General features: G+C 73.4%; 16 protein-coding genes. 8 read left to right on the top strand and 8 right to left on the bottom strand.

Annotation, left to right across the window (positions count from 1 at the left end; translation table 11 throughout):
- Positions 1–138 precede the first annotated feature (138 nt).
- Positions 139–2,550 carry an endopeptidase La gene (gene lon / locus ABEA15_RS11675; RefSeq protein ID WP_345556645.1) on the top strand — a complete coding sequence of 804 codons (2,412 nt, stop codon included), beginning with the start codon at positions 139–141 and terminating at the stop codon, positions 2,548–2,550.
- A 78-nt stretch (positions 2,551–2,628) separates the two neighbouring features.
- On the opposite strand, the gene ABEA15_RS11670 is transcribed toward lon, so the two are convergent.
- On the bottom strand, positions 2,629–2,940 hold the full coding sequence (locus tag ABEA15_RS11670; RefSeq protein ID WP_345556644.1) for a hypothetical protein: 312 nt from the start codon (positions 2,938–2,940) through the stop codon (positions 2,629–2,631).
- The gene (locus ABEA15_RS11665) at positions 2,937–3,257 is read right to left on the bottom strand and encodes an AbrB/MazE/SpoVT family DNA-binding domain-containing protein (protein WP_345556643.1); all 321 of its coding nucleotides are present in this window, start codon (positions 3,255–3,257) and stop codon (positions 2,937–2,939) included. Before ABEA15_RS11665 ends, ABEA15_RS11670 begins: the two co-directional genes overlap by 4 nt.
- Before the next feature lie 279 nt (positions 3,258–3,536).
- Between ABEA15_RS11665 and ABEA15_RS11660 the strand changes: the two genes are divergently transcribed.
- A complete protein-coding gene (locus tag ABEA15_RS11660) occupies positions 3,537–4,613 on the top strand; it encodes a Gfo/Idh/MocA family oxidoreductase (RefSeq protein ID WP_345556642.1) in 1,077 nt (358 codons plus the stop codon).
- Positions 4,614–4,694: 81 nt separating this feature from the next.
- Here ABEA15_RS11660 and ABEA15_RS11655 read toward each other — a convergent pair whose 3' ends face one another.
- Positions 4,695–5,351, bottom strand: a complete 657-nt coding sequence (locus tag ABEA15_RS11655; protein WP_345556641.1) for a TetR/AcrR family transcriptional regulator — start codon at positions 5,349–5,351, stop codon at positions 4,695–4,697.
- A 54-nt stretch (positions 5,352–5,405) separates the two neighbouring features.
- Between ABEA15_RS11655 and ABEA15_RS11650 the strand changes: the two genes are divergently transcribed.
- The 4 genes from ABEA15_RS11650 (at position 5,406) to ABEA15_RS11635 (ending at position 10,762) form a co-directional block, all read left to right on the top strand.
- Positions 5,406–6,641: an MFS transporter gene (locus ABEA15_RS11650; RefSeq protein ID WP_345556662.1), complete on the top strand. Its 1,236-nt coding sequence runs from the start codon at positions 5,406–5,408 to the stop codon at positions 6,639–6,641.
- Between the two features lie 172 nt (positions 6,642–6,813).
- Positions 6,814–7,950, top strand: coding sequence for an MFS transporter (locus ABEA15_RS11645; protein WP_345556661.1), 1,137 nt, complete (start codon positions 6,814–6,816; stop codon positions 7,948–7,950).
- A gap of 66 nt (positions 7,951–8,016) precedes the next feature.
- The gene (locus tag ABEA15_RS11640) at positions 8,017–9,390 is read left to right on the top strand and encodes a four-carbon acid sugar kinase family protein (protein ID WP_345556640.1); all 1,374 of its coding nucleotides are present in this window, start codon (positions 8,017–8,019) and stop codon (positions 9,388–9,390) included.
- Between the two features lie 253 nt (positions 9,391–9,643).
- Positions 9,644–10,762, top strand: coding sequence for an adenosine deaminase (locus ABEA15_RS11635; protein WP_345556639.1), 1,119 nt, complete (start codon positions 9,644–9,646; stop codon positions 10,760–10,762).
- 139 nt (positions 10,763–10,901) lie between these two features.
- Here the strand turns inward: ABEA15_RS11635 and ABEA15_RS11630 are convergent, their stop codons facing one another.
- From ABEA15_RS11630 to ABEA15_RS11620, 3 genes are all read right to left on the bottom strand, one after another.
- Positions 10,902–11,216, bottom strand: coding sequence for a DUF4873 domain-containing protein (locus ABEA15_RS11630; RefSeq protein WP_425579384.1), 315 nt, complete (start codon positions 11,214–11,216; stop codon positions 10,902–10,904).
- A 47-nt stretch (positions 11,217–11,263) separates the two neighbouring features.
- A complete protein-coding gene (locus ABEA15_RS11625; RefSeq protein WP_425579383.1) occupies positions 11,264–12,760 on the bottom strand; it encodes a flavin-containing monooxygenase in 1,497 nt (498 codons plus the stop codon).
- Between the two features lie 198 nt (positions 12,761–12,958).
- On the bottom strand, positions 12,959–13,933 hold the full coding sequence (locus tag ABEA15_RS11620) for an AurF N-oxygenase family protein (protein WP_345556637.1): 975 nt from the start codon (positions 13,931–13,933) through the stop codon (positions 12,959–12,961).
- A gap of 243 nt (positions 13,934–14,176) precedes the next feature.
- On the opposite strand from ABEA15_RS11620, the gene ABEA15_RS11615 reads away from it, so the two are divergent.
- Positions 14,177–15,031, top strand: a complete 855-nt coding sequence (locus tag ABEA15_RS11615) for a MerR family transcriptional regulator (RefSeq protein ID WP_344142285.1) — start codon at positions 14,177–14,179, stop codon at positions 15,029–15,031.
- Between the two features lies 1 nt (position 15,032).
- Here the strand turns inward: ABEA15_RS11615 and ABEA15_RS11610 are convergent, their stop codons facing one another.
- On the bottom strand, positions 15,033–15,971 hold the full coding sequence (locus ABEA15_RS11610; RefSeq protein WP_345556636.1) for an alpha/beta fold hydrolase: 939 nt from the start codon (positions 15,969–15,971) through the stop codon (positions 15,033–15,035).
- A 101-nt stretch (positions 15,972–16,072) separates the two neighbouring features.
- On the bottom strand, positions 16,073–17,818 hold the full coding sequence (locus ABEA15_RS11605; protein ID WP_386699612.1) for a GMC oxidoreductase: 1,746 nt from the start codon (positions 17,816–17,818) through the stop codon (positions 16,073–16,075).
- Positions 17,819–18,165: 347 nt separating this feature from the next.
- Between ABEA15_RS11605 and ABEA15_RS11600 the strand changes: the two genes are divergently transcribed.
- The gene (locus tag ABEA15_RS11600; RefSeq protein WP_344142282.1) at positions 18,166–18,789 is read left to right on the top strand and encodes a DUF6230 family protein; all 624 of its coding nucleotides are present in this window, start codon (positions 18,166–18,168) and stop codon (positions 18,787–18,789) included.
- The last annotated feature ends 1 nt before the right edge of the window (position 18,790 follow it).

Below are 18,790 nucleotides of genomic sequence, written 5' to 3'. Positions count from 1 at the left end.
CGGCGCAGCAGGTGCGGCCCGACCCTCGGAAGGCTCCCTGGGCAGGGCGTACAGCCGATCGCTCACGGCGAACACAACAGGGGGAACAAAAGCGGACTCTCGTTTATTGAGTGATAGTGACTCAACAAGGAGGGTCTGATGACTGAAGCGCAGTCCAACGCGACGTTCCCCGTGCTTCCCCTCGACGAAGAGGTCGTCCTCCCCGGAATGGTCGTGCCGGTGGACATCGGCGACTCCGAGGTGCGTGCCGCGGTCGACGCCGCGCGCGCCGGCGGCGACGGCGCTGCGAAGGGTCCCGGAGTCCGGTCCGCGAGCAAGCCGCGGGTGCTGATCGTCCCCCGCATCGACGGCAACTACGCCGCGGTCGGCACCATCGCCGTGATCGAGCAGGTCGGCCGCACCCCCGAGGGGGAACCGGCCGCGGTCGTTCGGGGTACGGCGCGGGCCCGTGTCGGCAGCGGGACCACCGGGCCCGGCGCCGCCCTGTGGGTCTCGGCCGAGGTCCACAGCGAGGAGCCGCCGGAGGGCGGCCACCCCGGCAAGGTCCATGAGCAGGCGCGCGAGTACAAGTCCCTGCTGACCACCTACCTGCAGAAGCGCGGCGCCTGGCAGATCCTGGACGGCATCCAACAGCTGGAGGACCCGGGCAGCCTGGCCGACCGCGGCGGCTACTCCCCGTTCCTCAAGACCGCGCAGAAGCTCCAGCTCCTGGAGACCTACGACGTGTCGGAGCGGCTGCGGCTGCTCGGCGACTGGACCCGCGAATACCTGGCCGAGCTCGACGTCGCCGAGACCATCGACCAGGACGTGCAGGAGGGCGTCGACAAGCAGCAGCGCGAGTTCCTGCTGCGGCGCCAGATGGAGGCCATCCGCAAGGAGCTCAACGAGCTCTCCGGCCGGCCGGGCAGCGAGGAGGACGACTACCGCGAGCGCGTGGAGTCGGCCGAACTGCCCGACCACGTCCGCAAGGCCGCGCTGGAGGAGGTCGACAAGCTGGAGCGGGCGGGCGACTCCTCGCCGGAGTCCGGCTGGATCCGCACCTGGCTCGACACGATCCTGGACATGCCCTGGAACACCCGTACCGAGGACGCCTACGACATCGCCGGCGCCCGGGAGATCCTCGACGCCGACCACGCCGGCCTCGACGACGTCAAGGAGCGCATCGTCGAGTACCTGGCGGTGCGCAAGCGGCGCGAGGACAAGGGCCTGGGCGTGGTCGGCGGGCGGCGCAGCGGTGCCGTGCTGGCGCTGGTCGGCCCGCCAGGCGTGGGCAAGACTTCGCTGGGCGAGTCCGTGGCCCGATCGATGGGCCGCGAGTTCACGCGGGTCGCCCTGGGCGGTGTGCGCGACGAGGCCGAGATCCGCGGCCACCGGCGCACCTACGTCGGTGCGCTGCCGGGGCGCATCGTCCGCGCGATCAAGGAGTCGGGCTCGATGAACCCGGTCGTGCTGCTCGACGAGATCGACAAGGTCGGCAGCGACTTCCGCGGCGACCCCACCTCGGCGCTGCTGGAGGTCCTCGACCCCGCGCAGAACCACACCTTCCGCGACCACTACCTGGAGGTGGACCTCGACCTGTCCGACGTCGTCTTCCTGGCCACCGCCAACGCCCTGGAGACCATCCCCGGCCCGCTGCTGGACCGGATGGAGCTGGTGCAGCTCGACGGCTACACCGAGGACGAGAAGGTGACCATCGCGCGCGACCACCTGCTCCCGCGCCAGCTGGAGCGGGCCGGGCTGGAGTCCGGCGAGGTGGAGTTCGCCGACGGCGCGCTGCGCCGGATCGCCGCCGAGTACACGCGCGAGGCGGGCGTGCGCGAGCTGGAGCGCACGGTCGCCCGGGTTCTGCGCAAGGTGGCCTCGGGCCTGGCGCTGGGCGAGCGCGAGCTGCCGGTGTCGGTCGGCGCCGACGACCTGCCCGGCTTCATCGGGCGGCCCAAGCACACCCCCGAGACCGCCGACCGCACCTCGGTCCCGGGAGTGACCACCGGCCTGGCGGTCACCGGCGCCGGCGGCGACGTGCTCTTCGTCGAGGCGTCCCTGGCCGACCCCGAGTCCGGGGCCGGCGGGCTGACCCTGACCGGCCAGCTGGGCGACGTGATGAAGGAGTCCGCCCAGATCGCGCTGTCCTACCTGCGCTCGCGCGGCGCTGAGCTGGAACTGCCGGTCGGCGACCTCAAGGAGCGGGGCGTCCACCTGCACGTCCCCGCGGGCGCGATCCCCAAGGACGGGCCCAGCGCCGGTGTCACCATGACCACCGCCCTGGCCTCGCTCCTGTCGGGCCGCCCCGCGCGCTCCGACGTGGCCATGACCGGCGAGGTCTCGCTGACCGGGCGGGTGCTGCCGATCGGGGGCGTGAAGCAGAAGCTCTTGGCGGCGCACCGCGCGGGGATCACCACGGTGCTGATCCCGGCCCGCAACGAGCCGGATCTCGACGACGTCCCCGAGGACATCCGCGAACAGCTCACCGTCCACCCGGTCGGCGACGTCCGCGAGGTGCTCGAACTGGCCCTCGACCCGGCGAAGGCCCCGCAGCCGCTGGCGGCGTAACCGGGCGGGGACCGGGCGAGAACCGGTAACGCGCAACCGCGGTGTGGGCCGTCCCGCCCGGGGCGGCCCACACGCGGGTCACGGGTCCTTGTAAATGGAGTGGTCGCCGATGCGACGCCAGACCAAGAGCGGGTCTCCAGCCTCGTCCTTCTGGATGTGGAAAGTGGCCCGCCCGTCCGGTGAAGCGAAGCTCCACGTCAACGAATAGACGTCGTACCCTCCAACCTTGTGGAGGCGAAGCCGTGTCGGCCATGGCGGATTTCCGGAGAACGCCCCGGCGGCCACCGCGGGAAGGAAATCCTTGTGAACCGCGGCCAGGAACAACCGCTGATGCTCTTTGGGAAGCTGCCGGAGCTCGCGGTCGAAGGTTTTAAGGCTTGTAAACTTCACGACTCCTCGCCGGCCTTCTCACCAGTCACGTCCTCCAGGTGGGCAAGGAACTCCTCGCCTGTCATAGGAGGGTTGACCTCTCCGGCGGCGAGTTCCTCATCCGCCTCCTGCTCAGCCTGCTGCTGTCCTTCCTCCCAGAACCACACGTCGTTCGGGTGGACAGCGACCTTCGGTAGAAGGACGACCTCCCCCTCGCGTACGACGAACTCCACCACGGCATCGGGCTTGTCCAGGCCGAGTTGTCGCCGCACCTCGGGAGGCACGACCAGTGTGCCATCGGTCGTGGAGACACTGCCGAAACCCAGGTGCTTGTCCATCTCTCCACGGTAGCCGCGGTCCTGTCTCTCGGTAAGCACGGACATCCGTACGCGGTCCCCGTTCCATAGATCTCCGGTCGGCGTGACTCTAGCCCAGAGGCACGTAGGGTGTCTGGCGATTACCGAATGTGAGTGGCCATTCGTTTTCATGGCTGTTCCGGCGTGATGCGCCATGGTGGCATTCGTAGGGTGAAGCAGGGGCTGGTGGCGGCGCACCGCGCGGGCGGATTCGACACCGCCCTCGGGCACCGCGCGGCGGCGCATGGCTACCGTGGGGGGATGACCTCTGCGAACGACGCTGAACGAGAACTGCAGGTCGCCGTCATCGGGTACGGCAAGGGCGGCGAGGTGTTCCACGCGCCGCTCGTCGACGCCACCCCGGGACTGCGGCTCGCGGCGGTGGTGACCGGGAACCCCGAACGCCAGGCGGCCGTGCGGGAGCGCTATCCAGGGGCCGAGGCGATCTCCTCGGCCGACGAGCTGTGGAAGCGCACCGGCGACATCGACCTCGTGGTGGTCACCACGCCCAACGAGACGCACGTGCCGCTCGCGCGCGCGGCGATGGAGGCCGGGTTCGCCGCGGTGGTGGACAAGCCGTTCGCGCTGACCGCGGCCGAGGGGCACGAGCTGGCCGAGGACGCGCGGCGGCTGGGCCAGGTGCTGACCGTCTACCAGAACCGGCGCTGGGACTCCGACTTCTTGACCTTGTGGAAGCTGGTGGAGGAGGGTGCGCTCGGCCGGGTGCACCGCTTCGAGTCGCGGTTCGAGCGGTGGCGCCCCGAGGCCAGGGGCACCTGGCGCGACAACGGCGACCCCGACGCCGGCGCCGGAATCCTCTACGACCTCGGCCCGCACCTGATCGACCAGGCGGTCAACCTGTTCGGGCCGGTGGAGTCGGTCTACGCCGAACTGGACGCCCGGCGCGGCGCGGCGGCCGACGACGACGCCTTCCTCGCGCTGACCCACACCGGCGGCGTGCGCTCGCACCTGTGGATGAGCGCCCTCGCCGCCCAGCTCGGGCCGCGCTTTCGGGTACTGGGCGACCGCGCGGCGTTCACCGTCGACGGGCTGGACTCCCAGGAGGAGCGCCTGGAGAGCGGTGAACGGCCCGACGCGCCCGACTGGGGCGTCGAGCCGGAGTCGGCGTGGGGCCGGCTGGGCACCGTCGAGGAGTCCCACCCGGTCCGCAGCGAGCGCGGCGCCTACCCGGCGTTTTACGCGGCCGTGCGCGACGCGGTCGGCGAGGGCGAACCGCTGCCGGTCGAGCTGCACGAGGTCGTCCACGGCCTGGAGATCATCGAGGCCGCGCGCCGCAGCGCCCGCACCGGCCGGGTGGCGGCGGTGCGGCCGTCCTGACGGGCCGCGGAACGTCGAACCAACCATTGCGTTGGTTCGAGGTGGCCGGAGTCGTCCAGCGGGCGGCTCCGGCCAGGCCTGTCAGGCCTGTTGGCTTTCGCCTTCGCCTTCACTCTCGTGCCCGTCGCCGGTGCCGCCCCCGGCGGCAGGCGTGTGCTCGACGCCGCGCACCGCTGCATTCGCCATGGCCACGATGTGGGCGCGCAGGTCGGCCGAGCCCTGGGCGGTGAGCATTCGGGGGCCCACCACCAGGCGCGCCAGATGCGGCATGGCGAACGGCCACGCGCCCATCCCGATCAGCGAGAGCAGGCTCATCGCGGCCGCGCTGTCGGGCTCGACGCCCAAACTGCCGGCCAGGGCGAGCACCTTGGCGGCGTAGACGTCGGAGCGGGCGCCGTCCTCGGGCAGGGGGCGGTCCTCGAAGTACAGCGCCTCCCACATCAGCAGGCGCACCATCGTGCCGTTGGCAGCGTGGGCGTCGTAGAGCCGCCCCACCCACTCGCCGACGTCCTCGCCCGGCCGCGGGAGCGAGGCGGCGTGCTCGGCCTTGACCGCCTCCAGCACCGCCTGGAACAGCTTCTCCTTGCTGCCGAAGTGGCCGTAGACGCGCTCCTTGTTCACGCCCGCGCGCTCGGCGATGCGGTCGATGCGCCCGCCGGCGATCCCGTGCTCGGCGAACTCCTCGCGCCCGGCTTCCAGCAGCTTGCGGCGGGTGGCCGCGCTGTCCCTAGGTGACATGCCGCCAGCGTATCGAACTTGACACCCAAACGGTTGGTTGGTTTCGTGAGTGACATGCTCAAGCAGACCTCCGATCGCGCAGCCGCTGAGCCTGCCCCGAAGCGGGCCTCCGCGCCGCGCCCGACCGCGCAGATCCTGGTCATCTCCGCGGCCGCCCTCGTGGTCATCGGCCAGCTCTACCTGGCTCTTCCGCTGCTCTCCCCGATCGCCGACTCCACCGGATCCACGGTCGACCGGGCCAGCTGGGCGGTCACCGCGTTCGGCGCCGCCTACGCACTGGGGTTCCTGGTCGTCGGCCCTCTCGGACCGCGCGTCGGCTACCGCCGGCTCATCGTCACCGGAGTGGGCGCCACCGCTCTGTTCGCCTGCGTCACGGCCTTCATGCCCACGGTCGAGACCGTCGTCGCGGCCCGCGCCCTCCAGGGGTGCGCCGCCGCGGCCTTCGCGCCTACAGCGATCGCCTACCTGACCCGCACCATCCCGCCCCACCGCAGAGCCTTCGCGTTCACCACGCTGACCAGCTCGTTCCTCGCCGCCGCGGTCGTCGCGCAGGTCGCGGCCCAGCTCATCACCGCCCGCTGGGACTGGCCGGCGGTGTTCCTCATCTCGGGCGCGGCCACCGCCGCCGTGGCCGTGCTCGCCCGCTTCCTGCTGGTGCCCGACCGGCCGGAGCAGGCGGTCTCGCCCGCCGCCGCCTACCGCGGTCTGGCCCTGGCCGCGGTCCGGCCGCACCTGCTGCCCTTCTACGGGATCGCCATCACTGTGCTCTTCGGCTTCGTGGGGCTGTACGCGGCGATCCGGCTCGCCGACCCGCTCGGCGTGGCCGCCGACGACGGCGCCCTGCTCGCGCTCCGCGCCGGCGGGCTGCCCGCCATCCTGCTCGCGCCCCTGGTGACACCGCTGCTGTCGAGGCTCTCGGTGCTGCACCGGCTCGCGGCGGGCCTGGCGGCCTCCGCCCTCCTCGTCGCGGCCGCCGGGCTGTCGGTGCCGCTCGTCGGCTCGGTCGGCCTGTTCACCCTGCTGATCGCGGGCTACGTGCTGGCCACGGCCGTGGCCCTGCCCGCCGCGATGCAGGGCTCCCAGGCCGCCGCCGGCGAGCAGGCCGCCGCGGTCGGCGCCATGTACGGCTTCTGGCTCTACATCGGCTCCAGCCTCGCGGCACCCGTCGTCGCGGGGACGTCCGACCTCGGATTCCCGGCGCTGAGCGGGCTGTTCGCCGGCGTCCTGCTCGTCGGCGCCGCGTTGGCCCTGGTCACCGCATTCGCCTCCCGCGGCTCGGGCGGGCGCTAGCGCCTTCGGAGTCCGGTCGCCGTGCGCGGATGCACGCACACGCAGCGGCACCCTCGCGCGATCGAACTGGGGTGCCGCGACTAACGTCGGATGGGTGGATGAGGGGACTGCGATAGGGGGACACGTCGGCCACCGGGCCGGCAGCGGCGGATACCGGCGCATCGTCGCGGCGATGTCCGCCGCCGGGGTCGCCACGTTCGCGCAGCTCTACGCGGTCCAGGCGGTGCTTCCCGGCCTGGCCGACAGCTTCGCGGCGTCCGCCTCCAACGTGGCGCTGAGCGTCTCCTTCGCCACCGGCGGCCTGGCGGCGTTCGTGCTGGTCTGGAGCGGCATCGCCGACCGCATCGGCCGTGTACGGGTCATGGCGCTCTCGCTGACCGTGTCCACGGCGCTCGGACTGGCGGCGCCCTTCGCGCCGGACATGTGGACCCTGCTCGTCCTGCGCGGCCTGCAGGGCGCGGCGCTGGGCGGGGTGCCGGCCGTGGCCATGGCCTACCTCGCCGAGGAGGTCCACGCCGCCCACCTCTCCCGCGTGGCCGGGATCTACATCGCGGGCAACACGGTCGGCGGGATGAGTGGGCGCCTGGTGGCCGGCGCGGTCGCCGACCTCGGCGGATGGCGCTGGGGCGTGGCCGCCGACTCGCTGCTCGCGCTGGCCGCGCTGCTCGTGTTCGCCGCCGCGATCCCGCGCACCCGCGGATTCACCCCCCGGCGCGGCGGATCGTCCGGCCCGGGCCTGGCGCGGCGCGTGCGCTCCGCCGTCGGCGACCCCGGCCTGATCGCGCTGTACTGCCAGGCGCTGTTCCTCATGGGCGCCTTCGTTACCGTCTACAACTACCTCGGCTTCCGGATGACCGGCCCGCCCTTCGGCCTGTCGCAGACGCTCGTGGCGTTCCTGTTCGTCGCCTACCTCTCGGGCACCGCGGGCTCGGCCGCCGCCGGACGGCTGGGCGAGCGGCTGGGCCGGCGGGCCGTCCTGCTGTGCGGTGTCGCCGGGATGGCCGCATCCGCCGCCCTCCTGCTCGTCCCCGCGCTCTGGGCGGTCGCCGCCGGGCTGCTGGTGTTCACCTTCGCCTTCTTCTCCGCGCACGCCACCGCCTCGGCGTGGGTGGGCCATCGGGCCACGACCGCGCGCGCCCAGGCGGCGGCGCTGTACACACTCGCCTACTATCTGGGCTCCAGCACTTTCGGCTGGCTGGGCGGGCTCTTCTACGACGCCGTCGGCTGGACCGGCGTGGTCGCCTACGTCATCGCGCTGTGCGCCGCCTCCGCCCTGGCCGGAACCGTGCTGCTCCGGCGCCGGGGATGAGAGGCTCGTAGACCCGCGGGCGGTGCCGCCGCGACCGGCACAGTGCAGCACGAAGGGGAGGAAGCCGTGGCCCAGGTACTCGTCGTCGCCGACGACCTCACCGGCGCCAACGCCACCGGCGCCCGGTTCGCACGCGCCGGGATGCGGGCCGCCACCGTCACCCCGGAGCACGTGAGCGCCGTCGCCGAGGAGTACGACGTCGTGGTGGCCAACCTCGACAGCCGGCACGCGTCGCCGGAGCAGGCCGCGGACCTGGTGACCGACGTCGTCGAGGCGATCTGGCCGGTCGGCCTGGTCGTCAAGCGCTTCGACAGCACCCTGCGCGGAAACGTGGGCGCCGAACTGGAGGCGGCCTGGCGCGCCGTGCGCGAGCGTGTGGCCGCCCGCTGGGCCGTGCGCGCGCTGGTCGTGCCCGCGTTCCCCACCGGCGGGTGCACCACCGTCGACGGTGTGCAGCTGCTCGGCGGGCAGCCGCTGGAGGCCACCGACCTGGCCCGCGACCCCTTCTGCCCGATGGACACCGGCGACGTCGCGGCGATCCTGGCCCGCCAGAGCACTCTAGGAGTGCGGCGGCTGCCCGCCCGCCAGGTCACCGAGAGCATGCTCGTCGCCGAACTGCGCTCCGGCGACGAGCCGGTGCTGCTCTGCGACGCCGCGGACGAGCAGCGCATCGAGGGCCTGGCGCAGGCCGCCGCGGAGGTGCACCGCGAGGACGGAACGGTGTGGGTGGCCGCCGACCCCGGCCCCAGTGGCGCACTGCTGGCCTATGCGCTGCGGCTGCGCGGCCAGGCCGGGGCGCCGGGACCGCTGCTGGCCGTGGCCGGCAGCACCACGGGACTGACCCGGCGCCAGTTCGACGCCCTCGCCCGCTCGGGTCCCGCACGGTTCGTCGACGCCGACCCCGTCCGCCTGGGCGGCGGCGACCGGAGCCACGCCGCCGACGTCGCAGGGCAGCTCGTCGACCGGCTGACCTCTGCGGTCTTCCCCGACGTCGTGGCGCTGCGGCTGCTCGACCCCGGCCCGGCCGCCGAGTCCCGCCGGTCCGAGCGGGCCCTTCCCGCCCGCCTCGCCGAACTGCTCGCCGAGGTGGTGGAGGAGGTCGGGGAGCAGGCCGGCACCCACGCCCTGCCCAGCGGGCTGTTCCTCACCGGCGGCGACGTCACCTCCAGCGTGTTCGACGCGCTGGGCGTGCACGGGTTCGTCGTGGCCGGGGAGGTGCTGCCGCTCGCCGTGCACGGCACGCTGAACGGCGGACCGCTGGACGGCGTGCCCGCCGTGGTCAAGGGCGGGTTCGTCGGCGACGAGTCGGCGGCGGTCGAGTGCCTGGGCCGCCTGCGCCGCGCCGCGCGCGCCCGGCTCCAGCAGGTGCACTCCGAGGTCTCCGAGCACGTGCTGCCCCCGGCGGGGCCGCCCGCGAACCAGCCGTTCGCCGGCGCCTGAGGCGGCGGCCGACCGCCGGGCGGAGCCCGGCGCGTCCGTCCTCGGCGCGCGGCATCCGGCGGCGTCCGGCGCGCGGCGCCTCGGACCGGCGGCCGGCCCGTGCCCCGCCTCGGGCGGAGCGCGGGTGGGACGGGCATCACCCGCCCCCTCCGACCCGCGCCGACGGGTGGTCGTCTAGACTTCCGGGCAATTTACCCACATGAGGGCGGTGACCGCCCTCAGCGCCCGAACACGGCGGACACCAAGGAGGAAGATGACACCACTCGGATACGAGACGATCCGGCGCCTACCCAAGGTGCTGCTGCACGACCACCTCGTCGGGGGCCTGCGCCCGCAGACCGTGCTGGAGATGGCCGCGCGCTCCGGCGCCGAACCGCCCGCCGGCGACCCCGCCCGCCTGCGCGACTGGTTCGCCGCCGCCGCGCCCACCCCCGAGGAGCGGGCCCGCCGGCTCGACCCGGTTCTTGCCCTGCTGCAGGACACCGAGTCCCTGACCCGCGCGGCCGCCGAGTGCGCCCAGGACCTCGCCGACGACGGCGTCGTCTACGCCGAGGTCAAGCTCGCGCCCGAGCAGCACACCGAGGGCGGGCTGACCCGCGAGCAGGTCGTCGACGCGGTTCTGGAGGGGCTGCGGGTCGGCCAAGCCAAAGCGCGGCTGTTCGGCGCGCACACGGATGTGCGGCTGCTCCTCACGGCGATGCGCCAGGCCGCCGACTCCCTGGAGATCGCCGACCTGGCGGTGCGCTACCGGCACCGCGGCGTGGTGGGCTTCGACATCGCCGGACCCGAGGCCGGCTTCCCGCCCACCCGCCACATCTCCGCCTGCGAGCACGTCAAGCGGGCCAACTTCCACCTCACACTGCACGCCGGCGAGGGTTTCGGGCCGTCCTCCATCTGGGAGGCGATCCAGTGGTGCGGCGCCGACCGGCTCGGCCAGGGAGTGCGGATCGTCGACGACATCGCCCTCGCCGACGACGGCTCGGCCAAACTGGGCGAGCTCGCCGCCTACATCCGCGACAAGCGCATCCCGCTGGAGCTGTGCCCGACCTCCAACGTCCGCGCCGGGGTGCTGCCGTCGCTGGCCGAGCACCCGGTCGACACGCTGCGCCGACTGCGGTTCCGCGTCACCGTGAACACCGACAACCGGCTGCTGGACAGCACCTGCCTCAGCGAGGAGCTGGCGCGGATCAGCGCGGAGTTCGGCTACACCGCCGAGACGCTGCGCTGGTTCACGGTCAACGCGATGAAGTCGGCCTTCATCGGCCACGACGAGCGCCTGGCGCTCATCGACCGGGTGATCAAGCCCGGCTACGCCGACCTGGAGACCCACCGGGCCAGCGCGGCGTTCTTCCGCCAGGAGGACCCCTGGTAACAGGCCGGCGGCGGCCGCACTCGGCCCCGGTGCGCGCCACCGCGCGCCCCGCGCCCGATGGAGGGCGCAGGGCGCTTCGGTGCGCGCCGGCAGCGGACGGTCCCCTGGTGTCGACGCGCCCTCGGACGGCTGTGGGGCCTCAGTCCTCGTCGGGCGCGACCTCGGGCACGGCGAACGGCGGCGCCCCGGTGCCCACGACGCGGTACCCGCCCCAGACGTTGGTCTCGGTCAGCGTGCCCGCGCCCTCGTGTCCCCCGGGCGTGCGCAGCAGGACCCGGGTGTCGCCGGACCGGTAGGCGGCGTCGGCCGCCGGGTCGGCGGAGACGCGGCCGACCCACCGGTAGGCGCCCACCAGCGGGTCGAAGCGCCCGGCGAGGTGCGCCTCGACCTCGGCCTCGACGCCGCCCGCGACCAGGGTCGCCGACCCGTGGTACTCCTCCTCGTCGTCGCCCATCCCGCTCACGGCGGCCTACCTTCCCGCTTCCGGTGCGCTCGTGCCGCTCACTGCCGCCCCGATCCGGCGCCGCGCCGGCGCACGGCCCCGCCCGGCCGGGAGCGTGCGCGCCGCCGCGTGCGCGCGGGGCCGGGTGCGGGCCGCAGGCGGTAGCCGGCGGGGTCGAAACGGCTGGTGCGCAGCCTGTAGTCCCAGGTGAAGCCGGGCCACAGCGTGGTGTTGCGGCCCTGGTCGTTGAGGTACCAGCTGTCGCAGCCGCCCGCGACCCAGACGGTGCCCCGCATCTTGTCCTGGACCCACCGGGTGTAGGCCTCCTGCGCGTCGGCGCGCGGCTCCAGCCGCTCGACGCCGTGGTCGTGGGCATAGCGCAGCGCGGCCATCGTGTAGCCGATCTGGGCCTCAAGCATGAAGAGCTGGGAGGTGTGGCCCAGTCCCGTGTTGGGTCCGGCCAGCACGAACAGGTTGGGGTAGCCGGCGACGGTGGTGCCCCGGTGCGCCTGCATGTCCGTACCCCGGCGCCAGCGGTCGGCGAGCAGCACTCCCTCGGCGTCGCGGATGCGGTGCGAGATGGGGCTGTCGGTGACCTGGAAGCCGGTGCCGAAGATGAGCGTGTCCACCTCGTGGCGGGCGCCGTCGCGCGTGACCACGGCGTCGGGCTCGATCGCGGCGATGGGCTCGGTGACCACGTCGACGTTGGGGGCGTCCAGCGCCGGATAGTAGTCGTTGGACATGAGGATGCGCTTGCACCCGATGGTGTAGTCGGGTACCAGCTTCCGCCGCAGATCGGGGTCGGTGACCCCGCGGCGGAGGTTGGCCAGGGCGAGCTTCTCGACGATCCCGAGCAGCCGCAGGTTCTTGGCGAACCCGAGGACGTAGGTCTCCCGCCCCCAGTAGATGCAGGTGCGGGCCAGGCGCTGGAGCAGCGGCACGGCGTTGTAGAGCCGCCGCTCCACCGCGGTGATGTCGCGGTCGTGGCGCGGGATCACCCAGGGCGGGGTGCGCTGGAACACCCGCATTCCGCTCACGGCCGGCTGGATCTCGGGGATGAACTGGATCGCCGACGCGCCGGTGCCCACGACGGCGACCCGCCGGCCGGCGAGGTCGCGCCCGTGGTCCCAGGTGGCCGAGTGGAAGACGGATCCGCGGAAGGTGTCGAGCCCGGGAATGGCGGGATAGGCGGGGTCGGCGAGCGGGCCGCAGCCGCTCACCAGGAACTGCGCGGTGACGGTGCCGCCGCTGGTGCGCACCCGCCACCGGCCGTGCCCGGGCTCCCACCGGGCCTCCTCCACGTCGTGGCCGAACCGGATGTGGCGCACCACGTCGTAGTCCTTGGCCACCCGGCGCAGGTAGTCCCAGATCTCGGGCTGCGGCGAGAAGCTGCGGCTCCAGTCCGGGTTCGGGGCGAAGGAGAAGGAGTAGAGGTGGGAGGGGACGTCGCAGGCGGCGCCGGGGTAGTCGTTGTCGCGCCAGGTGCCGCCGACGTCGCCGGCGCGTTCCAGGAGCACGATGTCGTCGAGTCCGGCCTGCTTCAGGCGGACCGCCATGCCGATCCCGGCGAAGCCGGTGCCGATGACGGCGACCCGGTAATGGGGAGGCGCCGCCTCCGAAGCCTCGGTCACGTCCTGGTCGTCGGTCACGTCAGCCGATCCTTTCCGGCCGGTGGAGCGGAATGGCGCCCGGCCGGGCCGCGGCCCGGCGGCGCGCGGTTCGGCCGGGGCCGGCGGGGAAGCCGGCCCGGACGCTCAGGCGCGTTGAGCTTCCGGGCCGGCGGTCGAGGGGGCCGCGCCGCGACGGCCCAGGAGTCCGGCCTTGCGCCAGAGGTACCTGCCGGGACCGGAGATGGCGCCGGCGCGGTCGAGGGTGGCCACGACCTTGCGGGCGGCCCAGGTCTTGGTGTCGGTCCAGTGCGGGTTGCGCCGGGCCGCCTTGCGGGCCGCGCGGGGGTCCAGGCCGATGCGCTCGTAGACCTCGGGGCTGATCAGCCGGGTCGCGGAGTAGTAGGCGACCGCTCCCAGCACCAGGCGGCTGTAGTGCTGCACGAGGGCGCCGCGTCGGTTCCAGTCGCGGGCGAACTCCTCGCGGGCGTAGCGCATGTGGCGGGCCTCCTCCACCACGTGGATGCGCGAGACCGCTCGGGTGAGCGGTTCCAGCGCCTCGTCGGCCATGATCTCCCGCTGCAGCTGGTCCAGGATCTCCTCGACGAACAGGGCGGCGCTGAAGGTCAGCGGCCCGTTGGAGACGGTCTTGAAGACCTTGCCGAGGAGGTGGGTGAACGGGTCGAGCCGGTAGAAGGGCGCGTCGAGCTTGTCCAGCAGCTTGGCGAACATGACGGAGTGGCGGCACTCGTCGGCGATCTCGGTGTAGGCGTACTGGACGTGGTGGGTGGTGGGGTCCCGGTCGTAGGCGTGGCGCACCAGCATCTGCATCAGGATCGTCTCGAACCAGATCCCGATGCTGGCGACGCTGGCGATCTCCTGCCGGCTGAGCTCCTTGCGCTGCTCCTCGGTGAGGGTCTCCCACAGCTCGGTGCCGTAGAGGGACAGGCGCTCGGGCCGTATGGCGTAGCGGTCCGGGTCGACGGGGGCGTCCCAGTCGATCTCCACGAGGGGGTCGAAGGACGCCTTGGCCGACGAGCGCAGCAGGCGCCTGGCGATGTCTTCGCGGTCGGTCGTGCGGGTCTGCGGCTCAACGGTCACGTCGGTCCTCCTCGTCCTCATCCGGCGGCGGCCCGGCGGCTGCGGGCGGCGGATCCGGTGGTCCCGCCGGCGGGCGCCGGGCCGCGCCCTGAGGGGCGGATGTGATCTCGTCCACACCGTGGATGCCGAAACATTACAACGGCCATTGTCACAATTCAACCGGTAGTCGAATGCGGAGCGGAGCGCGGTGCCGGCCCGGCCGCGGACGCCCGCCCGCGCTCGCGGTGAACCGCCGGCCGGGCCGCGACGCCATAGGCTTGGGCCATGGCCGAATACCGCATCGACGAGTTGGCGCGGCTCGCGGGTACCACGGTGCGAAACGTCCGGGTGTACCAGGACCGCGGGCTGCTCTCTCCGCCGCGCCGCGAAGGGCGCGTGGGCATCTACACCGAGGCTCACCTGGCGCGGCTGCGGCTGATCGGCCAGCTGCTCAAGCGCGGCTACACCTTCGCCAACATCAGCGAGCTCGTCACCGTCTGGGAGCGCGGCGGCGACCTCACCGACATCCTCGGCTTCGAGTCGGCGGTGGGAGACCCGTGGTCGGACGAGATTGCCGGCTACGTCACCATGCGCGAGTTGCGCGAGATGTTCCCCGGGCAGGTGAACGCCCCCAACATCACGCGTTCCCTGCGACTGGGCCTGCTGGAGCGCGAAGGGCTGCGCTTCCGCGTACCCAGCCCGAGGCTGCTCAACGCCGGCGCCGAGCTGGTCGCCGCCGGCATGGAGCTGAGCACCGTGCTGGACATCTCCGAGCGGCTCAAGGAGCGTGTGGGCGCCCTCGCCGGCGAGCTCGTGCGCGCGGTGGCCGACCACATCCTGGCCGAGCACGCGCCGCAGGGCCTCCTGCAGGGCGACGAGATCGCCGAGACCGCGGCGCTGGTGCGCCGGCTGCGCCCGCTGGCCCAGACCGCGGTCGACGCCATGCTCGCCGACGCGATGGCCCGCAGCCTGCACGAGGTGATGGGCGAGCACTTCGCCGAGGTGCTGGAGCACATCAACGAGCGCAAGGGCGCCGGCGGCGCAACGGCCGTCACGGACGCCGGCGCGGCCGGCGAGGTACCGCCGGACGAGGCGCCGGACCGGGGCGCGCCCGGCGGCGCCGGGCGGCGCTCGGCCTGACTCAGCCCTCCCGCGGACCGGCCGCCGCACGGCACAGCGCCGCCAGCTCCTCGCCGACCGCTTCGGGTGCCTCCAGCGGGAGCATGTGGCCGCAGCCCGCCAGCACGCGCAGGCGCGCATGCGGCAGAGCGCGGGCGAGCTCGCGGGGGTGGCGCGGCCCCACCAGCCGGTCGCGGCCGCCCGCCAGCACACGCACCGGCAGGCCGCCGAGCGCGCCGAGCCCCGCGGAGAGGTCCTGGTCGGCGAGCGACGCGTAGAACCCGGCCACCACCCGCGTCGGCGTGCCGTGGATCAGCTCGGCGCACTCGCGTACGTGCAGCGGATCAGCGGCGGTTCCGAAGGCGGTCCGCCGCACCGCGGCGCGGTAGGCGCCGGTGTGCGGCGGCAGCAGCCGGCGCAGCCGGTCGACCGCCTCGGGCGCCAGCCGCAGCGCGCGCATCGCGGACCGGCGGGCGGCGGCCCCCGCCCGCGCGCCGAGCGGTCGGCCGGGGCCGGTCGCCTCCAGCCGGCCCGCTCCGGTCGCCGCCAGCAGGACGCCCGAGACCCGCTCGGCCGCGAAGCCGGGGTGGGCGGCGGCCAGCGCGATGACCGCGCGCCCGCCCATCGAGTGGCCGCCCAGCACCACCGGCCCCTCCGGGGCGCAGGCCTCCAGCACGCGCATCAGGTCGTCGCCGAGCACGGCGCTGTTCAGCGGGCGCGAACCCAGCGTGGAGCCGCCGTGGCCGCGCTGGTCCCAGCGGACCGTGCGCACGGCGACGCCGGGCTCGGCGGCCAGCCGGGCGGCCTGCGGCCGCCAGGTGTCCGACGCCAGCGCCCAGCCGTGGGCCAGGACCGCGGTCACCGGCGCGTCGGCCGGTCCGCGGATGTGCGCCCGCAGTTCGGCGCCGTCGGGCGTCTCCACGATCCGCGCCCGGTCGACGGCGTGGCGGAGCGGGGGCACGGGCGCCTCCTTCGCGTTTGGGGGCAGGGGCGGCCGCGTTCCCGGCGACCGGGCCCGCGTGGAGCGGGCGGACGGGCGGGCCGCCGCGGCGGCCCGCCCGGTCAGACACGGTCGGCTTCCTCCGCCGGCTCGGAGTCGGGTCCGCGCTGCTCGACCACGCTCAGCGGCAGCGGCGCGGTGAAGCGCAGCTCGCCGCCGGCCCCTGCGGGCACGGCCGGGCTGTGCGGGAACACGGGGGCGACGCGCCGGTAGTCCTCGCCGGGCGAAGGCCGGGGGTCCTCCCCGCCCCTGTTGGGCCACAGCGACATCGCCCGCTCGGCCTGGGCGGTGATGGTCAGCGACGGGTTGACGCCCAGGTTCGCCGAAACGGCCGACCCGTCGACCACGTGCACTCCGGGGTGGCCGTAGAGCCGGTGGTAGGGGTCGATGACCCCGTCCTCGGGCGAGGAGGCGATCGGGCAGCCGCCGAGGAAGTGCGCCGTCAGCGGGATGTCGAACACCTCGCCGACAGTGCCGCCGGGGTGCCCGTCGATCTCGTCTGCCAGCCGGGTCATCACCTCCTGGCCCTGCGGGATCCACGTGGGGTTGGGCTCGCCGTGGCCCTGGCGCGAGGTCAGGACCCGGCGGCCGAGCAGGCCGCGCTTGGTGAACGTCGTCAGCGAGTTGTCCAGGGACTGCATCACCAGGCCGATGATGGTGCGCTCGGAGAACCGGCGAACCGAGAGGCTGCGCGCCAGGACGTAGGGGTGGCGCGCGGCCAGCCCCAGGAAGCGCAGCCACCGGGGCACGCGGCCGCCTCCGGGGACCTGGATCGTGGCGAGCAGGCCCATGGCGTTGGAGCCCTTGCCGTAGCGGACCGGCTCGACGTGGGTGCGGGCGTCGGGGTGCATCGACGAGGTGATGGCCACGCCCCGGGAGAAGTCCTCGACCGGCGTGGTGCTCTTGCTCATCGCACCCGCCAGCGACTCGGAGTTGGTGCGCGTCAGCGAGCCCAGCCGCGCGGAGATCCGCGGCAGCATGCCGGTGTCGCGCATGCGGTGCAGCAGGGTCTGGGTGCCGTAGGTGCCCGCGGCCACCACCACCTGGCGGGCGGTGAACGTGCGGGCGTACTTGCGCTTGCGCGGCGCGCCGGTGGACAGCGCGTCCACGGCGTAGCCCGCGCCCCGGCCGCCCTCGGCGGGCAGCTCGCGCAGGCGCTCGACCGTGGTCAGGGGGTGGATCACCGCGCCGTCGCGCTCGGCGAAGTAGAGGTAGTTCTCGGTGAGGGTGTTCTTGGCGCCGTGGCGGCAGCCGGTCATGCACGAGCCGCACTCGATGCACGCGCGGCGCCGGGGACCCGCGCCGCCGAAGTAGGGGTCGCCGCCGACGGCGCCCGGGGCGGCGGTGTGGCGGCCGTCGCCGTCCTCGCTATCGCCGAAGTAGACGCCGACGGGCGCCAGGTGGAAGCTGTCGCCCACGCCCATGTCCTCGGCGACCTTCTTCAGGTGCACGTCAGAGGGGGTCATGGTCGGGTTGGTGCGCACTCCCAGCATGCGGCGGGCCTGGTCGTAGTAGGGGGCCAGTTCCGAGCGCCAGTCGGTGATGTCGCGCCACTGGGGGTCGTCGTAGAAGTCGTCGAGGGGGGTGTAGAGCGTGTTCGCGTAGTTAAGCGACCCGCCGCCGACGCCGGCGCCGGCGAGGATCATCACGTCGCGCAGCAGGTGGATGCGCTGGATGCCGTACATGCCCAGGGCGGGGGCCCAGAGGAAGTTGCGGACGTCCCACGAGGTCTCGGGCAGCGTTTCGGGCGTGAAGCGGCGGCCCGCTTCCAGCACGCCGACACGGTAGCCCTTTTCGGTCAGTCTCATGGCGCTTACTGCGCCTCCGAATCCCGAGCCGATCACGACGACGTCGTAGTCGAAGTCGTCCTCGAACCCGTCGGCTCCGGGGGTGGTGGCCGCGCCGTCCCCGGGCTCAGTGCTCTTGTCGTCCGTTGCCACGGCCTCGCCTTCCTGAACCGTCCATGCTGCTGAAGCCGTCCTCGCGGCGGAAAGCGCGCGCGAGTCGGGCGGTTGGAAATGTGACATCGACTATTGTAATGTTCCTCACCTACCGGCCGGTAAGGTGTCCTGGGTAACACACCGCCGCCTACCTCCCACAACCCCCTCGCCCCGTCACGGGCTCCGGTATCGGTGTCCGTAAAGGAGGAAGTGCAATGGCAGAGGAGACGCAAGCGGAGGCCCCCCGCGCCTCCGGAGGCACCGCCTGGAAGCGGTTCGCGCTCGCCTTCATCCCGGCGCTGGGCGCCGCGGGAGTCCTCGTCGGCCTGACCGCCCAAGGCACCCTCGCCGCGTCGTTCGCCGTCTCGGGCGAGAGCTTCAAGGTCTCCGCCGACCAGCTCAAGGGGTCCGGCTTCGCCCAGTTCGCCGACACCGCGACCTCCGCCGACGGCACCGAGCACCCGGTCGCCATCTCGGTCATCGACCACGCCGAGCTGAGCAACCTCTGCCAGTCCGTGCTGATGGACACCGGGGTCGGGAAGGTGACCCTGCTGGTCCGGGCCGGCCAAGGCGACAAGCCGGCCGTCGCCGAAAACATGGTGATCGACGTCCAGCAGCTGTCCGGCGACGCCGAGTTCACCGAGATGGAGATCGGCCGCGACGCGAGCACGGTCGAGAACGCCAGCGGCGAGAGCGGCGAGCCCGGCGTCTTCGGTCAGCAGGCCGACACCATCACCATCGACGGGCTCCGCCAGACCGCATGGTCGGTCAACGCGGGCACCTTCAGCCTCACCGGCCTGAAGCTGAGCGTGAAGCCCGGCAACCACGAGTGCTACTGAT

Origin of the sequence: Streptomonospora halophila, from assembly GCF_039542725.1 — a bacterium.
Taxonomy (GTDB): Bacteria; Actinomycetota; Actinomycetes; order Streptosporangiales; family Streptosporangiaceae; genus Streptomonospora; species Streptomonospora halophila.
This window is presented reverse-complemented; position numbering and strand designations above follow the sequence as displayed.